The organism is Desulfosarcina sp., from assembly GCF_046496365.1.
Taxonomy (GTDB): Bacteria; Desulfobacterota; Desulfobacteria; order Desulfobacterales; family Desulfosarcinaceae; genus Desulfosarcina.
In genome coordinates, this window is sequence record NZ_JAWOHB010000200.1 from 1 (window position 1) to 3,750 (window position 3,750).

Genomic DNA, 3,750 nt, shown 5'->3' on the forward strand with positions numbered 1-3,750 from the left:
GAGCATTCATTACCACCCAAGGATACTCAAGCGGAACCTTTTCCAGGCCGAGCGCTTGAAGGAATTGAAAAAACATGCCGCATTTCAAGGTGAATCAGAAGGATCTGCGTTTTATTCTGAAAGAGCAGTTAAATTATGGCTGCCTCTGTAAACTGGATCGTTACAAGGGGTTAAATGAAAAAGCATTTGACCTGCTGCTTGCCGAGGCCGTCGCATTCGCCGCCGGCGTTCTGGATCCCTTGCAGGAAATCGGCGAGTCCTGGGGCGCCCGCTATGAAAACGGCAGGGTCTTTTCTCCGCCTGAATTCAGGCAAGCCTTCAGACGTTACGGTCAGGCGGGGTTTACGGCCGCAGCCCGTGATCTCGAATACGGCGGACAGGGATTCCCCCACATGATGCGCATCGTGATCAACGACCTAATGTATGGCGCCTGCCAGGCCTTCAACATGGCGCCCAGTCTGACCCATGGTGCGGCGCACCTGATCGAAAGCTTCGGGAGCGATGCGCAGAAAAAAGCGTATGTACCCCATATGTTCTCGGGCATCTGGTCCGGTACCATGTGCCTGACCGAAGCGGATGCGGGGTCCGATCTTGCAGCCCTTCAGACCACTGCCTGCCTGCAGGGGGATCATTACCGGATCAAGGGCAACAAAATCTTCATATCCTGGGGCGACCATGACCTGACGGATAATATCATCCACCTGATTCTGGCAAGAATCGACGGTGCGCCCGACGGCGTCAAGGGTCTTTCCCTGTTCATTGTGCCCAAATTCCGGCTGAATGCGGATGGTTCCCCGGGCGCCTTCAACGACGTCATCTGCACTCGGGTCGAAGAAAAACTCGGCTTGCACGCATCTCCCACCTGTAGCCTGAGCTTCGGTGCGAACGATGACTGCATCGGGTATCTTTGCGGCCGGGCAAACAGGGGGCTGATGCACATGTTTCAAATGATGAATGCCGCGCGGATCAACACCGGCGTCAGCGGCATGGCGCTGGCCGGCACCGCTTACCAAAACGCCCTCGAATACGCCAAAAACCGCATTCAGGGGCGTGATGTGGCCAAGCGAAAATCCGGCGACGTACCCATCATCGACCATCCGGATGTGCGGCGCATGCTGCTCTGGATGAAAGCATCCGTAGACGGTATGCGCTCCATGATTTACACGGGCGCCTTCTGGCAGGACCTAGCCATGGAGCTGCCGGACGGAGAGAAAAAGGAGCACTATCAAAACCTGCTTGATTTTATTACACCCGTCATCAAGGCTTTTTGCTCGGAGAGAGGCTTTCGTGTCTGTGAAACCGCCATCCAGTGTCTGGGCGGCTACGGGTATTGCCGGGACTATCCCCTGGAGCAGTATCTGCGGGATGCCAAAATCATGTCGCTCTACGAGGGCACCAACGGTATTCAATCCATGGATCTCATGGGCAGAAAGATGCGCAACTGCGGCGGCGCGGCATATCTTTCGTTCAAAGCCGAACTTAAGGCATTCCTGAATGCCGGCAGCCGTCATCCCCGGATCGACGAAAAAATCCGTCACCTGGCCGGGGTCGCCGATCGATTGTGGCATGGCGTGGATTTCATGCAGCGGCAGATGTCCGATGACATCCTGCAGTGGGCCTCGAACACGTATCCGGCACTGATGGCCTTCAGTGAAGTCACCCTGGTGTGGCGGCTGCTCGATATGGCAAATACCGCCCGAAAGGCCATCGACAACGGAAAAAACATCCCTTTTTACCAGGGAAAAGTGATGCAGGCCACCTATTATGCCGACATCACCCTGCCCAGAATCCTTGCCGTTCTGGACACGTGTCTGCGAAAAGGAAGGGAAGTCGTCGAAATGCCCGTCAAAGCATTCTAAAAAAGGGTTCAAGGATTCGAGGGGTCACGTGATAAAAAATAAATCACGAAAACACGAAAGATGGAAAACACGATATTTTTCTATCTTTTTTTCGTGCTATCGTCATTTCGTGCTTTCGTGATAAAGTTGAACCCAGCTTCAATTGGTTAAAGGGACATTCGCTATGAGAGAAGCAGTGATTGTAAGCGGCGTGCGTACGCCGGTGGGGCGTTACATGGGGGCGCTGAAAAATGTGGCGGCCTACGACCTTGCCGCGCTGGTTCTGAATGCGGCAGTGGATCGGGCGGGCATCGACCCCGGCAGGGTGGACGAAGTGGTTCTGGGCCAATCCTACCAGAACGGAGAATATGTCAACATCGCCCGCATGGCGCTGCTCAAGGCCGGATGGCCCGATTCCGTTCCGGGCATCACCCTGGATCGACGCTGCTGTACCGGTCTGGATGTGGTGCGCCATGCCCTTGCCTTGATTCGAGCAGGTCAGGCGGACATCGTTGTCGCCGGCGGCGTCGAAAGCATGAGCAATGCGGAATTCTATCTACCCGGATCGATAAAATGGGGCATCGGCGGCCAAAAGGGCATGCCTCGGGGCCACGGAGACCTGGCCATCTGGGGGCTTCGGTTCTATGACCGTATTCAGCGGGCGCGGGTGATGTCGCAGCCTGAGGAACGCTACGGCATTTTGCCGTCCATGATGAGCTGGGCGGAAACGGCCGCCGCAACAGAAGGAATTTCCCGCGACCAGTGCGACCGCTGGGCGCTGGAAAGTCACCGTAAAGCCTGCGCAGCCGCCCATGCCGGAAAATTCGACGCTGAAATTATTCCTGTTTCCGTTCCTCAGGCCAAAGGCGGCCCGATCCTTGTCGACAGGGACGAGAACCCGCGGCAGGACACCACGCTGGAAAAGCTCGCCCGGCTCAAGCCCGTACTGGGCGGCGTATGTACGGCGGGCAATTCGTCGACCGAAAATGACGGTGCCGCTGCAGTTGTCGTGATGGCGGTGGAAAAAGCCGAAGCATTGAAGCGCGAGCCCCTGGCGATTGTCAGATCCTGCGCGGTGGCCGGCAGCGATCCGCGCCACACCTACCGAACCGTACCCACGGCTGTCGCAAAAGCCTTGACGGCAGCCGGATTGACTCTGGCGCAGATCGAATTAATAGAACTCCAGGAAGCCTTTGCCGCCCAGGTGCTGGCAGACCTCAAAGAAATGGGCCTGAATCCACAGGATTACGCCAAAGTCAATGTCAATGGATCCGGCATATCGCTGGGACACCCCATCGCCTGCACCGGCACACGCGTGCTGGTAACCCTGCTGCACGAAATGCAGCGCCGTGATGCCGTCTACGCCCTGGAGTGCATCTGCGGCGGCGGCGGATTAGGAATCGCAGCGGTGCTGGAACGAAGATAAACCGCCGATGATTTTACTGAGTACGTGTGATCAATTAGGGCTGCAGGATTCAAGCGGTCGAGTGAAAGATAAAACCAATCACGAAAACACGAAAGGACGAAAACACGAAATTTTTCTATTTCTTTTTCGTGCTTTCTTGCTTTCGTGATAAAGGAGATTCTCCATATCCCATCTATCAAATGAAATATCCTTGACACCCGTCGCGTCGAGTGTTAATGGTCGTTCATTAATATCTCCGCTTTCTGTCCTCACCGTTTCAAACAGTTGGCACCATGGCGCAACTGAAGTTACTGCTACCCAAATGGCTGAAAAACATAGCAAGCAGAAAATGTTGAACAAAGCCCGGGCCCTTTTCTGGAGCAAGGGATACAATTCAACCAGCATGCAGGACATCGCCAGGGCATACAGCTGTAAACCCGCCAACATTTACAATTTCTTTGCCAGAAAAGAAGATATTCTCTATGAAGTGCTTCTGGAGGAAATGGA

Annotated in this window: 3 protein-coding genes; all 3 read left to right on the top strand. The window is 55.0% G+C overall.

Annotation, left to right across the window (positions count from 1 at the left end; all coding sequences use genetic code 11):
• Positions 1-74 precede the first annotated feature (74 nt).
• Entirely contained in the window at positions 75-1,859 is a 1,785-nt protein-coding gene (locus tag R6V78_RS19285) for an acyl-CoA dehydrogenase (RefSeq protein ID WP_410291019.1), read from the top strand.
• Positions 1,860-2,022: 163 nt separating this feature from the next.
• Positions 2,023-3,264, top strand: a complete 1,242-nt coding sequence (locus R6V78_RS19290; protein WP_410291020.1) for an acetyl-CoA C-acyltransferase — start codon at positions 2,023-2,025, stop codon at positions 3,262-3,264.
• A 328-nt stretch (positions 3,265-3,592) separates the two neighbouring features.
• On the top strand, positions 3,593-3,750 hold a 158-nt coding region (locus tag R6V78_RS19295), incomplete at its 3' end, for a TetR/AcrR family transcriptional regulator (protein WP_410291021.1).